The following is a 754-nucleotide window of genomic DNA, read 5'->3' on the forward strand; positions in this document are numbered from 1 at the left end:
TTTGTCATCTAGTAAGTTTTGACAGAAAACCGAATTTATTATAAATACGAATAATACAGTTAGTAGAAGTTTTTTCATAATTGTGGGCAACGGCAGGGCTCGTATGTTTGCCCTAAGTGTTTATCGGTTAAGAATTTTCTTAAATGTAAGATACTATATTTAGAACCACAATAATCAGATCAAAAAGAAGGGATAGCGTGGCAGGGCTAGATACATGTTCATGATATCCCGTCATAGAGTTAGCACCCTTCTTTTTACTTTCTTTGAACTTGAACAGTACCAGGGTCCTTGAAGGAGACCGAATCTAAAGCGAGCAAAAGTGCCTGAGGAAGTACGATCTTAAATTTTAAAATACCATGAGTAAATCCCTTGAACCCTTGCGACTATCGATAGGTATTGATGTTTCGAAAGACATGCTTTCCATGTGCTCTTGTGTGCTGGATGCGAACCTGGAAAAGCATTTTGAGCACCCGGAAGATCAACCCAATACCCCACAAGGATTTCGTCGTGTACTCCACTGGATCAGTAAACTGCCACAGGCACATGTGGCTCCGACCGTAGTGATGGAAGCCACTGGGGTGTATCACGAAGCCCTGACTAACTTTTTATACAGTTCCGGGATCGATGTGAGCATCATGCAGGGCGGTCGTGTAAAGCGCTATGCCCAAAGCCTGGAACAACGTTCCAAGACCGATATGTTAGACAGCCGGGTATTGGCTAGCTTGGGTGTGGAACGCAGGTTGACGCTGTGGTC

General features: G+C 43.6%; 1 protein-coding gene. It reads left to right on the plus strand.

Annotation, left to right across the window (positions count from 1 at the left end; genetic code table 11):
* Window positions 1-356: 356 nt before the first annotated feature.
* Window positions 357-754 (plus strand): IS110 family transposase (locus tag IS446_RS00070; RefSeq protein ID WP_203057132.1); only part of this gene is annotated, 398 nt, incomplete at its 3' end.

The organism is Robertkochia sediminum (assembly GCF_016786255.1).
In the GTDB taxonomy this organism is placed as follows: Bacteria; Bacteroidota; Bacteroidia; order Flavobacteriales; family Flavobacteriaceae; genus Robertkochia; species Robertkochia sediminum.